This window comes from Acidovorax sp. GW821-FHT10E03, assembly GCF_059415205.1.
Map to the genome: position 1 here is coordinate 130,407 of NZ_JBWKMU010000002.1, position 16,275 is coordinate 146,681.

Sequence of the window (16,275 nt, forward strand, 5' to 3'; positions counted from 1 at the left end):
GGCTCAGTCGCCCGTGGTCACCAGGAAGTCGCGGCTGATGCCCCCTCCCAGGTCGTTGACCCGGTCAAGGAACTGCGTGAGGAACGCGTGCAGCCCTGTCGACAGGATTTCGTCGATGCGGCCATATTGCAGGTCGGCCAGGAGGCGGCCCGCGCGGCGCTGCGTTTCAGCCGACTGCTGATTGGCCACGACGCCCAGGTTGTCCACCACTTCGCGCAGGCAGGCGTGCAGCGAGCGGGGCATGTCGCGGCGCAGGATCAGCAGGTCGGCCACGCGGCCGGGGGTGATCACGTCGCGGTAGACCTTGCGGTAGACCTCGAAGGCCGAGACGCTGCGCAGGATGGCGCTCCAATGGTAGAAGTCGTTCTCCTGGTTGCGCTCGCTGGCCCGGCCGAAGAAGTCGTTCTTCACCGCATGGAACTTCACGTCCAGCAGGCGCGCGGTGTTGTCCGCCCGCTCCAGGAAGGTGCCCATGCGCAGGAAATGAAAAGCCTCGTCCTGCAGCATGGTGCCCAGCACCACGCCGCGCGACAGGTGCGAGCGGTACTTCACCCATTCGAAGAACTGCCCCGGATCCCGTTCGAAGGCGCTGCCTTCGAGCTGGCGGTGCAGTTCCAGCCAGGTCTGGTTCTGCGTCTCCCACACCTCGGTGGTGAGGGCGCCACGCACGGCCCGCGCATTTTCGCGGGCGGCACGCAGGCACGAGAGGATGGACGAGGGGTTGTCGCCGTCGCGCACCATGAACTCGAGCACGCGCTGCGGCGTGACCTTGCCATGCTTGGCGGCATAGGCCGGGATCAGCTCGCTGATGGACAGCAGCCCTTCCCAGCCTTCCTGCGCCACGTCGGCGGACTGGGGCAGCAGCGAGGTTTCGTAGCTCACGTTGAGCATGCGGGCGGTGTTTTCCGCCCTTTCGGTGTACCTGGACATCCAGAACAGATGGTCGGCGGTGCGGCTCAGCATTTCAGAATCCTCCCTGTGATTGCGTCATGCCGCCCATGGATTGCGACTGCAGCGCCGGCGCGGCGGTGTGCTCCCCCAGCACCCAGGTGTCCTTTGTCCCGCCGCCCTGCGAGGAATTCACCACCAGCGAACCCTCCTGCAGCGCGACGCGCGTGAGCCCCCCCGCCACCATCTGCACCTCGCGGCCGCTGAGCACGAAGGGGCGCAGGTCGATGTGGCGCGGCGCAATGCCGCTCTCCACGTAGGTGGGGCAGCTGGACAGGCTGAGCGTGGGCTGCGCGATGTAGCCTGCCGGGTTGGCCAGCAGCGCGCGGCGGAAATCCTCGATCTCGGCCTGCGTGGCCGCCGGGCCGATGAGCATGCCGTAGCCGCCCGCGCCGTGCACTTCCTTGACCACCAGGTCCTTCAGGTTCGCCAGCACGTGCTGCAGGTCGTCCTGCTTGCGGCACATCCAGGTGGGCACATTCTTCAGGATGGGCTCCTGGCCCAGGTAGAAGCGGATCATCTCGGGCACGTAGGGGTAGACCGACTTGTCGTCGGCCACGCCCGTGCCCACCGCATTGCAGATGCCGACATTGCCGGCGCGGTACGCCTCCATGAGGCCGTGGCAGCCCAGCGTGGAGTTGCGGCGAAACACCTGCGGGTCGAGGAAGTCGTCGTCCACGCGGCGGTAGATCACGTCCACACGCTGCAGGCCGCGCGTGGTGCGCATGTAGACGAACTTGTCCTTGACCACGAGGTCCTGCCCTTCGACCAGCTCCACGCCCATCTGCTGGGCCAGGAAGGCATGCTCGAAGTACGCGCTGTTGTGCATGCCGGGTGTCAGGACCACCACCGTGGGCTCGTCGGCCGTGGCGGGCGCGCTGGCGCGCAGGGTCTCCAGCAGCATGTCGGGGTAATGCGCCACCGGCGCCACCTTGTGCAGGCTGAACAGCTCGGGGAAGAGCCGCATCATCATCTTGCGGTTCTCGAGCATGTAGCTCACGCCGCTGGGCACGCGCAGGTTGTCCTCCAGCACGTAGTACTCGCCCTCGCCCTGTGCATTGGGGGCGCGCACGATATCGATGCCGGCGATGTGCGCGTAGATGTTCTTGGGCACCTGCACGCCGGCCATCTCCGGCCGGTACTGGGCATTGTTGAGGATGAGATCGGCGGGCACGATGCCGGCGCGGATGATGTCCTGGCCGTGGTACACGTCGTGGATGAAGCGGTTGAGGGCCGTGACCCGCTGCACCAGCCCCTGCTGCATGCTGCTCCACTCGTGGGCCGGGATGATGCGGGGAATCAGGTCGAACGGGATCAGCCGCTCGTTGCCCGCCCCGCCCTCATCCTTGGCGCCGTAGACGGCAAAGGTGATGCCCACGCGCCGGAAGATCATCTCGGCCTCGGCCCGGCGGGCCTGCATCACGTCAGGGGGCTGTTTGTTCAACCACTGCGCATAGCGCTTGTAGTGTTCCCGCACATCGCTGCCATCGAAAGGCAGCATGGCGTACATCTCGTCAAATTTCTGCATGAACTGGCCTCCTGCTGTCAGGATAGCAAGTTGTACGCCCGCACTCCCCGAACCAGCTCAAAATCTTTCCGGGGCCCCGTGCATCGGCAGGCCGGAGGGCCCGCCACGCCCGCAGATCACTCCGGCCACGGTGCCATGCGATGCTGCCAGTACCGCGCGCCGACGTCGCGTTCACACGCCACCCGCGCGGGTTGCGCCGACGACCACGCGGCAGCCCCGCAGCGGGACGACTCCACCACGCGGATCCCCCGCTCCCGGTAGCGCTGCAGCACCTCGGCCGCAGGGTGGCCAAAGCGGTTGCGGTAGCCCGCCTGCACCAAAGCAGTGCGCGGTGCCACGGCCTCCAGAAACGCCGGCGAGGACGAGGTCTTGCTCCCGTGGTGGGGCACGAGCAGCACGTCGGCCCGCACCGCGGCGCCCCGCGCCAGCAGGGCCTGCTCCTGGGCGGCCTCGATGTCACCGGCCAGCAGCGCGACAGAGCCCCTTTCCCCTCTTTCTGCGGCGGCCGCGATGCGCAGCACGCAACTGAGCGCGTTGGGCCGGGCGGTGGGCGCGGCGGCGTCTTGTGCCCCCGGGTGCAGCACCTCGAAAGACACGCCATCCCATGTCCACCGCTGGCCCGCCACGCAGGGCCTGACGGGGCGCAGTGCCTGCAGCGTGTGCTCAGCCTCGATCGAACCAGTGAGTTCGGCCCCCGGCTGCTGGGCCAGCACCGCCGCCGCGCCGCCCGTGTGGTCGGCATCGCGGTGGCTGAGCATGAGCACGTCCACGCGCTCGCCCAGCGCCCGCAGCAGCGGCACCAGCACGCGGTGGCCCGCGTCGCTTTCGCGGCTGAAACGCGGCCCTGCGTCGTACAGCAGGGTGTGGGTCGCGGTGCGCACCAGCACCGCATTGCCCTGGCCGATGTCCGCCGCCAGCAATTCGAACTGTCCCGCCGCCGGCCGCGCGGGCTGCCAGCACAGCGCGGGCCACAGCAGCGGAAGGGCCAGCCACCGCAGACGCCAGGGCAACCTCGCGGCCAGAAGCGCCCCCCCGGCCACGGCCAGCACGCCGGCCCACAGCGGCGCCGCGGGCATGTGGAGCACGGCCCAGGGCCACTGCGCCAGCCATTGCAGCAGTACCGCCAGCGGCTGCAGGCCGAAGGCGGCCAGGCTCCAGAGCGGCGGCCACAGCACCCCGCCCAGTGCCAGCGGAGTGACCACCAGGGTGACCCAGGGAATTGCCACCAGATTGGCGGCAAAGCCCACCACGGACACCTGGCCGAACAGCAGCAGGGTCAGGGGCGTGAGGGCCAGCGTCACCACCCACTGCTCGCGCACCAAGGCATGAAAACGCTGCCTGGCGCTGGATGGATAAGCGCCATCAGCTACTGAATTAGTAGCAAACAAGATACCCACGGCGACAAAGCTGAGCCAGAAGCCTGCCTGCGCGAGCGCCCAGGGGTCCGCCACCACCACGGCCGCGCACGCCAGCAGCCACACCTGCGGCCACGGCCAGCGGCGGCCGCACAGCTGCAGCAGGGCGATGGCGCCCAGCATGGTCACCGTGCGTTGCGCAGGCACGCCCCAGCCGCTGAAAACGGCGTACGCCGCGGCCAGCGCCACCCCGGCGGCCAGCGCGGCGGACGGCGCGGGCACCGCCAGGCACAGCCGCGTGGACCTTCGCCACAACGCCCCCGCCGCCAGCGCGGCCAGCCATGCGAACAGCGTGATGTGAAGGCCCGAAATGCTCATGAGGTGCGCGACGCCCGTGGCGCGGAACACGTCCCAGTCGGCACGGTCGATGGCACGCTGGTCACCCGTCACCAAAGCCGCCACCACGCCCGCGATGCGTGCGCGGGCGGGGTCGTCGCCGTGCACGTCGCGGGCCAGACGGTCCAGGATCGCGTCGCGCACGGATTGCCGCAGCCGCTCCACGGGATGCCGCCAGGTCGATTGCAGATGCACCGGAGGCTCATCCCTGGGGCCCGCGCGCACATATCCCGTGGCCTGCACCCCCTGCTCCCACATCCACAGTTCGTAGTCAAACCCGTGCGGGTTGCGCAGCCCGTGCGGAGCCTTCAGCCGCACCGTCAGCGCCCAGCGGTCACCCGCCTTCAAGGCGGGCGGCTGGCGCTGCAGGTCCACCGCTCCGCCGGGATCAAGGAACGGCCCCCCGTACCAGGCCACTTCGATGCGCGTGGGCAGGGCCACGGGGGAGCCGTTCAGGCGCGCGGCCTCCACGTCCATGCGCAGCCGGGTTCCGGCCTCGTTGGCCTGCGGCATGGCGGCCACCACGCCGGTGACACGGATGTCCTGCCCTTCCAGCGCGGGCGCCAGGCCTTCTTCCATGTAGTCCACGGCCCGCAGCCCGGCCCCCGCGAACATCGCCAGCGCGCCGGCGCACAGCGCGAGCACGGTGGCCGCCGCGCGGGCCCCGCGCCCCGCCGCCGCACGAGGGCGCCCGTGGACCGCGCGCGCGCACCACCCCAGCGCGCATGCCACCACCAGCAGCGCCGCATAGGCGGCCGCGGGCCACAGCGCGGGCTGCTGCAACTGCAGCGCAGCACCCGATACCGCCCCCAGCAACAATGCCGGCACCAGCCAGGGCACGGGGGCCGCGGCGCCCGCGCCGACCGTGCCCGCGGGGGCTGGCGCAATCGCATTAGTGGTGCTTATGGCGGGCATGGGCTGATGCTAATGCGGCGCCAGGGCCGCTGCCGCTGGATTCCGCGCACCGGGCTGTGTAACACTCGCGGCCACCCCCGGTGCCGCCAGCATGGCCGGCAGCGCCGCACCGGCCGTCCCACCATCCCTTTCACTGACTTCATACCGAGGAAGACCATGAGCGTTTACGACAAGCTGAAGGAACTCAACATCACCCTGCCCCCCGTGTCGGTGCCCGCGGCCGCCTACGTGCCCTACGTGCAGACGGGCAATCTCGTGTTCCTGAGCGGCCACATCGCGCGCAAGGACGGCAAGCCCTGGGTGGCGCAGTTCGGCCGCGACATCGGCACCGACGAAGGCAAGCAGGCTGCCCGCGCGGTGGCCATCGACCTGCTGGGCACCCTGCAGGCGGCCTGCGGCGGCGACCTCACCCGCGTGCGGCGCATCGTCAAGCTGATGAGCCTGGTGAACTCCACGGGCGACTACACCGAACAGCATCTGGTGACCAACGGCGCCAGCGAGCTGCTGGGCCAGGTCTTTGGCGAAAACGGCGTCCATGCACGCAGCGCCTTCGGCGTGGCGCAGATCCCCATGGGTGCCTGCGTGGAAATCGAGTTGATCGCCGAACTGGGACAGGGCTGAGCCCCGGCGGACAGCGGGCGAAGCGCCCCTGCGTGCAGGCGCTTCGCGGTCAAGGCCGAACCGGCACGGGGAAAGCCCCGGCGCCCGCATAGACACCCGCGCTGCCCAGCTCTTCCTCGATCGCCAGCAGGCGGTTGTACTTGGCGACGCGGTCGGAACGGCACAGCGAGCCGGTCTTGATCTGGCGCGCGCGGGTGGCAACGGCCAGGTCTGCGATCGTGACGTCTTCGGTTTCTCCCGAGCGGTGCGACACGACGGCCGAGAACCCGGCGCGCGCCGCCATGTCGATGGCGGCCAGCGTCTCGCTGAGGGTGCCGATCTGGTTGGGCTTGATGAGGATGGCGTTGGCCGCGCCGTCGGAAATGCCGCGCTCCAGGATCGCGGTGTTGGTGACGAACAGGTCGTCGCCCACCAGCTGAACATGCTGGCCGAGCCTGCGCGTGAGCAGCGCCCAGCCCTCCCAGTCGCTCTCGGCCAGGCCATCCTCGATGGACAGGATGGGGTAGTGCGCGACCAGTTGCGCCAGGTAGTCGACGAACTCGGCCGGCGTGTAGGCCTTGTGCTCCCCAGCCAGCTCGTAGCGGCCCTCGTGCAAAAGCTCGGAACTGGCGACGTCCAGGCCGAGCCAGATGTCCTTGCCCGCGCGCAGCCCGGTCGTTTCGATGGCCGCCAGGATCATGTCCAGCGCGGCGGCGTTGGAGGGCAGGTCGGGCGCGAAGCCGCCCTCGTCGCCCACCGCGGTGGTCCTGCCCTGTGCCTTGAGCAGGCTCCTGAGCGCATGGAACACCTCGGCGCCCTGGCGCAAGGCCTCCTTGAAGCTGGGCGCCTGCACGGGCAGGATCATGAACTCCTGGATGTCCACGTTGTTGTCGGCATGCGCCCCGCCATTGATGATGTTCATCATCGGCACCGGCAGCTGGGGCGCCACGCCGCCAGTGGCGAGCGCGCGGTACAGCGGCTGCTTGCGCTGCGCGGCCCGGGCCTTGGCGGCCGCCAGCGAAACCGCCAGGATCGCATTGGCACCCAGGCGTGATTTGTCCGCACTGCCATCCAGCGCGATCATGTGCCGGTCCAGCGCCCCCTGGTCGCTGGCGTCCATGCCACGCAACGCCTGGCGCAGTTCGCCATTGACATGCGACACCGCCAGGGCGACACCCCTTCCGCCATAGCGCCGCATGTCCCTGTCGCGCAGCTCGACCGCCTCGCGCGACCCGGTGGAGGCCCCGGAAGGCACGGCCGCAAAGCCGCTGCTGCCGTCCTGGAGCACGACCGTGGCCGCCACCGTGGGGTGGCCCCGGGAGTCCAGGATCTCGATGCCGTGAATGTCCTTGATGGCTGTCATGGTGCTCAAGCCTTTGCGATGTGGATGAAGTTGGTGCTGCCCACGACGCCGAAGGGCGTACCGGCGGCGATGCACAGCTGGTCACCGTCCCGGGCAATGCCCTCCTGGCGCGCCACGCGGCGGGCCTGCTCGACGAGCTCGGGCACGCCGCTGACCGGCGCATCGGCATGGACCGAGTGGATGCCCCAGGCCAGCGTCAGGCGGCGGGCGATGTGCATGTCCGGGGTGATGCTCAGCACGGCAGCGGCCGGCCGCTCCCGCGCCGCACGCAGCGCCGTCGCCCCTGAGCGCGAGTAGGTCACGATGGCGGCCATGGGCAGCAGTGCCGCCGCCGTGCGCAGGCATTGGCAAATGACATCGGCCACGCTGTCGCCCAGCGCGCGCGACGAGGCTTCCACGATCTCGCGGTAGTGCGGATCGGACTCCACCTCGCGGATGATGCGGCCCATCATCGCGACCGCCTCGCGCGGGTAGCGGCCAGAGGCCGACTCGGCCGACAGCATGACGGCATCGCTGCCCTCGTAGACGGCCGTCGCCACATCGGAGGCCTCGGCGCGTGTCGGCACCGGCGCATGGACCATGGAGTCCAGCATCTGCGTGGCGACGATGACCGGCTTGCCGGCGGCACGGCAGGCGCCGACGATGCGCTTCTGGATGCGCGGCACCTGCTCTGCCGGCAGCTCCACCCCCATGTCGCCGCGCGCGACCATGATCGCGTCGGCCCGCGCGATGATCGCGTCCAGGGCGTCGATCCCCGCCGGTTTCTCCAGCTTGGCCAGCACACCGGCGCGCCCTTGCACGATGGCATGGACTTCGTCCAGGTCCTCGGGGCGCTGGACGAAGGACAGCGCCACCCAATCCACCCCCAGCGACAGGCCAAACGCCAGGTCGGCCCGGTCCTTGGGCGTGAGCGCCGAGATCGGCAGCAGCACCGAGGGCACGTTGACCCCCTTGCGCTCGGACAGGGTCCCGCCCGCCATGACCACGGTGTCCGCGAACCCGGGGCCGCAGGCCGTCACGCGCAGCCGCAGCTTGCCGTCGTCGAGCAGCAGGTCCGTACCGGCGACCAGGGCCGCGAAGATCTCGGGGTGCGGCAGTGGCGCCCGGCTGGCGTCCCCGGGGCGGTCTTCCAGGTCGAGCCTGAAGCGCGCACCGGCCCGCAGCTCGACCGGACCATCGGCAAAAGTGCCGATGCGCAGCTTGGGGCCCTGCAGATCCTGCAGGATGGCGATCGGCCGGCCACGCTCCTGTTCGATCCGCCGGATCATCTCCAGGCTGGCGCGGTGCTGGGCATGGCTTCCGTGGCTGAAGTTCAGGCGGAACACATCGGCCCCGGCGTCGAACAGGGCCCGGATCGTGGCGGCGTCGGAACTGGAGGGGCCCAGGGTGGCGACGATCTTGGCGCGGCGGTCGCGGCGCGAGGCGGCGGCCCCGCTCAAAGGGGAGACGGCAAGCGTGGTCATGGGTAAAGCTTCCTGGAAGGGTTGCGGAATGCGGCGGCTGGCCGGCAGCGCCCTTGCGGGCAGTGCCGGCCCTTGGCGCTCAGAAGTTGTGCTGGAGACCGACGTCGTAGCCGAGCTTTTCCGTGGCCGCCTTGCTGTCGCGGGCCACGTTGGTGTACAGGAAGGTCCGCCTGGACAGGTGGTGGAAGTAGCCGATGCCGAACTTGCGGGCTTCCGAACGCAGCGAACCATCCGGCTTGCGCGTCTTGGCAGTGACGAAGCCGGCCTTGATTTCACCCACCCCCACCCCGTAGGTCACGCCCAGCAGCATGGACTTGAAGTCGTCATTGCGGGTGGTCACGCCCCGGGCCAGGCCGAGGGCCAGCCGGGCCTGGCCGACCTTGTAGGCCGCGCCCAGGCTCAGCAGGTGGTCGTCCGCATGGGCGGGGTCTTCCCAGCCGATGGCCAGCAGCACCGGGCCGACGTGGGTGTTGGCCCCGACCGAGAACGGACGGCGGGGCCCCGCGTTGGAAGCCTCCTGCTGGGCCTCGGCGGACGAGACCGCGATGTGCAGGTCCTTGCGCCGCAAGTCATAGCGCACGGAGTCGGAGACACGGGTCTTCGAGATGCCGCCACGCCATGCGGTGCGCAGCTGGGCCACGGTGTCGCCGCCCCAGGGATCGATCACGTTCTGCACCGTGGAGTAGGCGGCGGTGTACTGGCGGCCCAGGTTGACCGTGCCCCAGGCGGCGTGCCCGATGCCCAGGGTCGAGTAGCCCTGCCAGAAGATGTTCGGATTGGCGGGTTGGCCCGTGTCCGGCGAGAAACGGTGCTCCAGCCCGAAGGCGGCGTGCCAGCCCCCGCCCAGGTCCTCCTGGCCGCGAAAGGCCAGGCGGCTGCCCGCCCCGTCCAGCATTTCACTGGACGTGGCGCCGATGTTCTTGCCGATCCCGAGGTCCAGCTTGCCGGACAGCGTGAGGTTGGAGGACTGGGCCTGCGCGGGCACGGCGGTAGCACCGAGCGCGGCGGCGAGGAGGAGCGACTTGTGGATGTTGCTGTGCATGGTGGAAATCCTTGGGGGTCTTGTGAAGCCACGCCGGGCGCGCTGCGCCACTGCATGCGGTGTGCATGCAGATCGACGGCGGTGGTGGCGCGGTGTGGCGGGGGGGACGCTGCGGGGATCGCAGCGGCGGCGATGTGGGCGGCCGGCGCTCAGGGCAGTTCGAGCACCCGGCGCAGTTCAGCCTTCGCGGCCTCGAAGTCGGCGCGGTAGCTGGGGTTTTGCGGCGCCAATGCGGCGATCAGCACGGCCAGTTGCCTGCCGGCCTCCACGTCGCTGGGGTAGTGCACCCCGCCCAGCACCCGGTTGTCGCCAAACTCCCTGGCGCGCGCCAGGATCTGCGGACGCCACTCGGGCACCATGTCCGCCAGCGCCATGCCGGTCAGGAAGCCGAAGGCGGCATGGCCGCTCGGATACGAGCCGCTGTGCGAATACTTGGCCACCGGTTGCAGGCGCTTGTCCACCACGGGCGGACGTTCGCGCTTCCAGAGCTCCTTGGCTTGCTTGTTGAAACCGCTCTCGGTCTTGTACAGCCGCTTGAAGAAGGCAGCGACCAGGGGCAGGCCCTGCTCCGTGAACTTGGGGCCCATGACATCGGCAAACCGGAACACGCTCTGCTCCAGATCGGCCACCGACCTCGCCGCCTGTTCGGGTGTCCGCAATCGCTGCAGTTCGAGCATCAGCTCGATCTCCTTGCCCGCCACCTCCGCGGGTGGGGGCGGCGCCATGAAGCGGGTGGAATCGAGTTGCGCGGCATCGAGGTAGACAGCAGGCGCCTCGCCCTTGGCCAGGGCAGCGTTGCCAGTCAGTGCCAGCAGCGAAAAGCAGACGCTGAGCAATAGCTTGTTCATCTTCATGGAGTCTCCAGTGGTGGGTATGGATACGCCGATGCGGTGGCAGGCCGTGGGGCCCGTGCCATATCGAGCCGGGCGAAGCCTACGGAATGCGCTGGCGGGAATCCAATCACCATTTCTGATGCCCAGGATCAGCGTGGCCTCGCGGGAGGCAACGCGCCTGTGGCGCCCCCGCGGCAGGGCGCGCCCGCCTGGGACTTTCCCGGATGTCCCCCGGCAGGCCCGCCGCCCGGCACCACCAGGCGCATGCACGGCTTGATGATGCGCATCACAAAGTCTGATTGGACGCACTTGCCGGTTTTGGCGGAGCATTCACCCGACCCAAGAAGACCTGTCGGCACCCGCCGCGCATAACGTTGAAGGAGACATCCGTGACAATCCGCCCCATTCTCAAAACTGCCGCGTTGGCGGCATTCCTGCTCGCCGCCGGGGCCCAGGCCGGCACCGTCTCGGTGGTGACCTCCTTTCCCAAGGAACTGACCCAGGCCTACAAGACCGCCTTCGAAAAGGTCCATCCCGACATCAAGCTGGAAATCCTCAACAAGAGCACCACCGCCGGCGTGGCCTATGTGCGCGAACTCAGCGCGGGGCAGCGCCCCGAAGTGTTCTGGGCGTCGGCGCCCGATGCGTTCGAGGTGCTGGGCAAGGGCAAGCTGCTCGAGCGCATTCCGGACCTCGCCAATCCCGCGGTGCCCAAGGACATCGCCGGCTATCCCATCAACGATCCGGACGGCTTCTACCTGGGCCAGGCCCTGGGGGGCTATGGGCTGATGTGGAACACCCGCTACCTCGCGGCCAAGAAGCTTCCCACGCCCGCCGAGTGGGCGGACCTGACCAAGCCGGTCTACCACAGCCACGTGGCCCTGAGCTCGCCCTCCCGCTCGGGCACGACGCACTTGACGATCGAGGCCATCCTGCAGGGCGAGGGCTGGGACAAGGGCTGGAACCAGGTGCTGCAGATTGCCGGCAACTCGGCCGCGATCACCGAACGCAGCTTCGGCGTGCCCGACGGCGTCAACAACGGACAGTTCGGCATCGGCCTGGTGATCGACTTCTTCGGCCTGAGCGGCAAGTATTCGGGCTTTCCGGTGGAGTTCGCCTACCCGTCGGTCACCGCGGTGGTGCCGGCCAACATTGCGCTCATCAGCGGGGGCAAGAACCCGGCCGAGGCGCGGCGCTTCATCAGCTTCGCCCTGTCCAGGGAAGGTCAGGAACTGCTTACGCTCCCGCAGCTGGCGCGCCTGCCGGTGCTGCCGCCGGACAAGATGAAAATGCCCGCCGGCTACCCCAACGCCTTCGAGGTCGCCAAGCGCGCCAAGGTGAAGTTCGATCCCGAGCTGTCCGCCGCGCGCTACTACGTGGTGACCGCCCTGTTCGACCAGGTGATCACCTTCCGCCACAAGGAACTGCAGGCGGCCACGCTGGCCATCCACCAGGCCGAGGCAGCCCTGGCCGGAAAACCCAACACCGAGGCCGCCAACCGCGTCAGGCGGGCGCGCGAACTGGCCTTCACGCCCCCCGTGACCGAGGCCATGGCCAAGGACCCGGCGTTCCTGAACCTGTTCACGTCCAACAAGAAGAACGCGGACACCAACAGGGAGGTGACGGCCACCGAAGGCGGCTGGAACAGCAAGGCGCTCGACAACTACCGGATGGCGCGCCAGCTCGCCGAAGAAGCCCGGGCCCTTGCCAAGTAAAGGACCACTCATGTCGCGCATCTTCCATCTGGCCCGGCCGGGCGCCTGGCTGGCGGCCGGCCTGGTGCTGGCCTTCCTGCTGCTGTTCCTGGTGCTGCCCGTCGCCTGGGTGTTCTTCTCGGCCTTCGTCAACGCCGACGGCAGCCTGACCCTGGGCCATTTCGCGGCCTTCTTCCACCAGCCGCTGATGACCGAGGCTTTCTGGAACAGCCTCTACGTCGCCACCATGGCCACGATCGCGGCGGCGCTGATCGCCGTGCCGCTGGCCTATTTCACGGTGCGCTTCGAGTTCCGCGGCGCGCTGCTGATCCAGACCCTGGGGGTGCTGCCGCTGATCATGCCGCCCTTCGTCGGCGCGGTGGCGATGCAGCTGATCTTCGGCCGCTCGGGCACGGTGAACCTGCTGCTCGAGCAGCACCTGGGTTTCACGGTTCCAATCATGGACGGCCTCAACGGCGTGATCTTCGTCGAGGCGCTGCATTACTTCCCCTTCATCCTCATGAACCTGACGCTGGCGCTGCGGAACATCGATGGCGCCATGGAGGAGGCGGCGTTGAACCTGGGCTGCCGCGGCTGGCGCCTGTTCCGCCGGGTCATCTTCCCGCTGGCGATGCCCGGCTTCGTGGCGGGGGCGTCGCTGGTGTTCGTCAAGGTGTTCGACGACCTGGGCACGCCGCTGGTGCTGGGCACCACCAACATGCTGGCGCCGCAGGCCTACCTGCGCATCACCCAGGTGGGCATCGACGACCCGCTGGGCTACGTCATCAGCGTGCTGATGATTGCCTTCTCGATCGCGGCCATGGCGCTGTCGGCCCGCGTGCTCAAGGGCAAGGACTATGCGACCACGCAAAAGGGCGGCGGCGCCATCCAGCGCCGCAGGCTTTCCCCGCTGGGCACGGTGCTGGCTTACGCGTGGATCGGCTTCATCCTGCTGCTGACGCTGTCCCCTCACATCGGCGTGCTGCTGCTGTCGTTCGCCTCCGTGTGGAGCTTCGCCCCGCTGCCCGACGGCTTCACGGCGGCCCACTACGCCACCGTGTTCCAGGACGCTGGCGGCATGATCTCCAACACCCTGCTGTACTGCGGCATGGCGGCCGGCATCGACGTGCTGCTGGGCACGACCATCGCCTATCTGATCATGCGCACCCGGTTGCCGGCCCGCCAGTGGCTGGACTGGATCGCCACGGCGGCGCTGGCCGTGCCGGGGCTGGTGCTGGCGATCGGCTACCTGCGTTTCTTCAAGGGTGTCCTGGTGCCAGGCACCGACGTGCTGCTCACCAGCACCTGGGTGGTGATCATGATTGCCTATGCCGTGCGCCGGCTGCCCTATGCCCTGCGCTCGTGCGTCGCCGCGCTGCAGCAGGTGCACATTTCGCTGGAGGAGGCCGCCGAAAGCCTCGGCGCGACCAAGATGCGCACCATCCGGCGCGTCGTCGTGCCGCTGATGGCGGGCGGGATCCTGGCTGGCTTCGTCACCAGTTTCATCACGGCGGCGGTCGAGCTGTCGGCCACCATCCTGCTGACCTCCTCGCAGTCGCAGGCGCCCATGAGCTATGGCATCTACCTGTACATGCAGAGCATCGCGGGCCGTGGCCCTGGCGCGGCACTGGGCGTTCTGGCGATCGCGGTCGTCGCGATCGGCACCTATGCCTCCCACGTGATCGTGGAGCGCACCGGCAGCCGCCTGAAGCAGCGGCCGGTCGATGAAGACCTGCCTCCCCTGCCCATCCTCCCCGCAGAAGTTGCTCCGGTACGCACCTGAGCCCTGCCCTTCCCCCCGATTGGAGACAAGCACCATGAAAAAAATCAGTGTCCAATGCCGCGGCATCCGCCTGGCCTATGGCAGCAACGAAGTCCTGAAGGACATCCACATGGAGATCAGGCCGGGCGAGTTCTTTGCGCTGCTGGGGCCGTCCGGTTCCGGCAAGTCCACCCTGCTGCGCCTGATCGCCGGCTTCAACCAGCACCAGCACGGAGAGCTGCTGATCGACGGGCGCGACGTCACCGGGATGGCGCCCTGGCAACGCAACGTGGGCATGGTGTTCCAGAGCTATGCGCTGTGGCCGCACCTGAGCGTCTGGGACAACGTGGCCTTCGGCCTGGTGGAGCGCCGGGTCTCCAAGGCCGAGCAGGTCCGCAAGGTCGAGGCCGCGCTGGCCACCGTGGGCCTGGAGCGCTTTGCCCGGCGCCGGCCGGGCCAGCTGTCCGGCGGGCAGCAGCAGCGCGTGGCGCTGGCGCGCACCATCGTGATCGAGCCGCAGGTGCTGCTGCTGGACGAGCCCCTGTCCAACCTGGACAAGTCGCTGCGCGTGCAGATGCGCCAGGAACTGCTGCAGCTGCAGCGCCGCCTGGGCATCACCACCATCTTCGTCACGCACGACCAGGAAGAGGCCATGACCACGGCCGACCGCATGGCGGTGCTCGACAAGGGCGTGGTGCAGCAGGTGGGCACGCCCCAGGACCTGTACGACCTGCCTGCCAACGAGTTCGTGGCCGGCTTCGTCGGCACCATGAACCTGCTGCAGGGCACGGTGCAAGCCCGCGACGGACATGACGTCACCCTCGACATCGAGGGTGTGGGACGGCTGCAGGTGCCCGCGCACGGCCATGCCCCGGCCAGCGGACGGGCGGTACTCAGCTTCCGGCCGCATGCGCTGCAGATCGATGCCGCGGCGGCGCGCAGTGACATGCGCTACGTCTGGATGAACGGCATCGTCGAATCCAGCGAATTCCTGGGCGAGGCCACGCGCTACCAGGTCCGGGTGGGGACGCAGTCCGTGGCCGTGGACCAGCCGCACCACCTGGGCGCATCCAAGTTCGTGGCCGGCAGCCCCGTGGGCATTGGCCTGGAGCCGGCGCAGACACGGCTGCTGCCCGCCTGAATCGAGCCCCGGCTCAACCCCCGGGGCTTTTCCCTACCGGGCATTAGTCCCGATGCGTAGAAGCGGCCATCGCAACGACACTCGTGGCAATGGCTTGTGCAACCGCCAGACATCAGGAACAGCAGCGCGCATGAACAGGGTCAGTGTCAGATGTGAGCAACTGCAGCTCTCCTACGGCAGCGTCGTGGTGCTGGACGGCGTGACGCTGGAGATCGAGCCGGGCGAGTTCTTCGCCCTGCTGGGGCCCTCCGGCTCCGGCAAGTCCACCCTGCTGCGCGTCATCGCGGGCTTTCTCCAGCACCAGGCCGGGCGGCTTGTCATCGACGGGCGAGAACTCACCACCGAGCCCGCATGGGAGCGGCGCGTGGGCGTGGTGTTCCAGAACTACGCCTTGTGGCCCCACTTGAACGTGCGGGAGAACGTCGCCTTCGGGCTGGTGGAGCGAAGGCTTCCCGGCAAGGTGATCGAGCAGCGCGTGTCGGAGGTGCTCGACCAGGTGGAACTGGGCGCCTTCGCCCACCGCAACCCGAGCCAGCTGTCGGGCGGCCAGCAGCAGCGGGTCGCGCTGGCGCGCACGCTGGTAACCCAGCCCCAGGTGCTGCTGCTCGACGAGCCCCTGTCCAACCTCGACCGTTCACTGCGCGTGCAGATGCGCCAGGAACTGCTCAAGCTGCAGCGGCGGCTGGGCATCACCACGATTTTTGTGACACACGACCAGGAAGAAGCAATGACCAGCGCCGACCGGATTGCCGTCCTGAACAACGGCCGGGTGCAGCAGATCGGCACCCCGATTGCGCTCTACGACTACCCCGCCACCCCCTTCGTCGCCGGCTTTGTCGGCACCATGAACATGCTGGAGGGAACCGTCCGCTGCAGCCGCGGAAACGCCGTTTCCCTTGACGTCCCGGGCTGGGGCGAGATCGTGATCAGCTCCGATGCGGTGCCCGAGGATGGCCGCCGCGTCATCGTGGCCATCCGGCCGCAGACCATCCGGCTCGACGTGGCGGACGCGCGGCTCGACGCGCGCTTCGTGTGGCTGCCGGGCATGGTCGAGACGGTCGAGTTCCACGGTGCATTTGCGCGCTACCAGGTGCAGGTCGGCCCGCATGCCGTGGTCATCGACCAGCCACACCACGCAGGCCTGTCGAAATTTCCGGCCGGCGGTGCGGTGTCGGTCGGCATCGATCCCTCCCTGGTCCGCCTGTACAGCAGATGAGCCGTGCGCAGCGTGTGAG

12 protein-coding genes are annotated in these 16,275 nt (G+C 68.8%); 5 read left to right on the plus strand and 7 right to left on the minus strand.

From position 1 onward, the window contains the following. Positions 1-3: 3 nt before the first annotated feature. From AC07OD_RS03760 to AC07OD_RS03770, 3 genes are all read right to left on the minus strand, one after another. Entirely contained in the window at positions 4-963 is a 960-nt protein-coding gene (locus AC07OD_RS03760; RefSeq protein ID WP_218295432.1) for an alpha-E domain-containing protein, read from the minus strand. Position 964: 1 nt separating this feature from the next. Beyond that, positions 965-2,476, minus strand: a complete 1,512-nt coding sequence (locus AC07OD_RS03765; RefSeq protein WP_218295433.1) for a circularly permuted type 2 ATP-grasp protein — start codon at positions 2,474-2,476, stop codon at positions 965-967. 116 nt (positions 2,477-2,592) lie between these two features. Continuing rightward, complete coding sequence (locus AC07OD_RS03770) at positions 2,593-5,142, minus strand: DNA internalization-related competence protein ComEC/Rec2 (protein ID WP_494595222.1); 2,550 nt, start codon at positions 5,140-5,142, stop codon at positions 2,593-2,595. Positions 5,143-5,298: 156 nt separating this feature from the next. Here AC07OD_RS03770 and AC07OD_RS03775 point away from each other — a divergent pair, with 156 nt between their 5' ends. Further along, positions 5,299-5,763: a RidA family protein gene (locus AC07OD_RS03775; protein ID WP_218295435.1), complete on the plus strand. Its 465-nt coding sequence runs from the start codon at positions 5,299-5,301 to the stop codon at positions 5,761-5,763. Between the two features lie 49 nt (positions 5,764-5,812). Here the strand turns inward: AC07OD_RS03775 and eno are convergent, their stop codons facing one another. The 4 genes from eno to AC07OD_RS03795 all read right to left on the minus strand — a co-directional run bounded on the left by eno (position 5,813) and on the right by AC07OD_RS03795 (position 10,464). Then, positions 5,813-7,105: a phosphopyruvate hydratase gene (gene eno, locus AC07OD_RS03780; protein ID WP_218340208.1), complete on the minus strand. Its 1,293-nt coding sequence runs from the start codon at positions 7,103-7,105 to the stop codon at positions 5,813-5,815. A gap of 5 nt (positions 7,106-7,110) precedes the next feature. Next, positions 7,111-8,568 carry a pyruvate kinase gene (gene pyk, locus AC07OD_RS03785; protein WP_494595225.1) on the minus strand — a complete coding sequence of 486 codons (1,458 nt, stop codon included), beginning with the start codon at positions 8,566-8,568 and terminating at the stop codon, positions 7,111-7,113. Between the two features lie 79 nt (positions 8,569-8,647). Beyond that, positions 8,648-9,610, minus strand: a complete 963-nt coding sequence (locus AC07OD_RS03790; protein WP_369642911.1) for a porin — start codon at positions 9,608-9,610, stop codon at positions 8,648-8,650. A gap of 149 nt (positions 9,611-9,759) precedes the next feature. Further along, a complete protein-coding gene (locus AC07OD_RS03795; RefSeq protein WP_494595227.1) occupies positions 9,760-10,464 on the minus strand; it encodes an acid phosphatase in 705 nt (234 codons plus the stop codon). Between the two features lie 374 nt (positions 10,465-10,838). Between AC07OD_RS03795 and AC07OD_RS03800 the strand changes: the two genes are divergently transcribed. From AC07OD_RS03800 to AC07OD_RS03815, 4 genes are all read left to right on the plus strand, one after another. Next, on the plus strand, positions 10,839-12,158 hold the full coding sequence (locus AC07OD_RS03800) for an ABC transporter substrate-binding protein (protein ID WP_494595592.1): 1,320 nt from the start codon (positions 10,839-10,841) through the stop codon (positions 12,156-12,158). A gap of 10 nt (positions 12,159-12,168) precedes the next feature. Then, entirely contained in the window at positions 12,169-13,920 is a 1,752-nt protein-coding gene (locus AC07OD_RS03805) for an ABC transporter permease (protein ID WP_218295440.1), read from the plus strand. Between the two features lie 34 nt (positions 13,921-13,954). Further along, the gene (locus AC07OD_RS03810) at positions 13,955-15,040 is read left to right on the plus strand and encodes an ABC transporter ATP-binding protein (RefSeq protein ID WP_218295441.1); all 1,086 of its coding nucleotides are present in this window, start codon (positions 13,955-13,957) and stop codon (positions 15,038-15,040) included. A 130-nt stretch (positions 15,041-15,170) separates the two neighbouring features. Further along, a complete protein-coding gene (locus AC07OD_RS03815; protein ID WP_218295442.1) occupies positions 15,171-16,256 on the plus strand; it encodes an ABC transporter ATP-binding protein in 1,086 nt (361 codons plus the stop codon). Positions 16,257-16,275: the final 19 nt, after the last annotated feature.

Excerpts from the sequence above, each read along its gene's own strand:
- AC07OD_RS03775 (WP_218295435.1), top strand. The coding sequence starts at position 5,299 with ATGAGCGTTTACGACAAGCTGAAGGAACTCAACATCACCCTGCCCCCC.
- AC07OD_RS03805 (WP_218295440.1), top strand. The coding sequence starts at position 12,169 with ATGTCGCGCATCTTCCATCTGGCCCGGCCGGGCGCCTGGCTGGCGGCC.
- pyk (WP_494595225.1), bottom strand. The coding sequence starts at position 8,568 with ATGACCACGCTTGCCGTCTCCCCTTTGAGCGGGGCCGCCGCCTCGCGC.
- AC07OD_RS03790 (WP_369642911.1), bottom strand. The coding sequence starts at position 9,610 with ATGCACAGCAACATCCACAAGTCGCTCCTCCTCGCCGCCGCGCTCGGT.
- AC07OD_RS03810 (WP_218295441.1), top strand. The coding sequence starts at position 13,955 with ATGAAAAAAATCAGTGTCCAATGCCGCGGCATCCGCCTGGCCTATGGC.
- AC07OD_RS03770 (WP_494595222.1), bottom strand. The coding sequence starts at position 5,142 with ATGCCCGCCATAAGCACCACTAATGCGATTGCGCCAGCCCCCGCGGGC.
- AC07OD_RS03815 (WP_218295442.1), top strand. The coding sequence starts at position 15,171 with ATGAACAGGGTCAGTGTCAGATGTGAGCAACTGCAGCTCTCCTACGGC.
- eno (WP_218340208.1), bottom strand. The coding sequence starts at position 7,105 with ATGACAGCCATCAAGGACATTCACGGCATCGAGATCCTGGACTCCCGG.
- AC07OD_RS03760 (WP_218295432.1), bottom strand. The coding sequence starts at position 963 with ATGCTGAGCCGCACCGCCGACCATCTGTTCTGGATGTCCAGGTACACC.
- AC07OD_RS03795 (WP_494595227.1), bottom strand. The coding sequence starts at position 10,464 with ATGAAGATGAACAAGCTATTGCTCAGCGTCTGCTTTTCGCTGCTGGCA.
- AC07OD_RS03765 (WP_218295433.1), bottom strand. The coding sequence starts at position 2,476 with ATGCAGAAATTTGACGAGATGTACGCCATGCTGCCTTTCGATGGCAGC.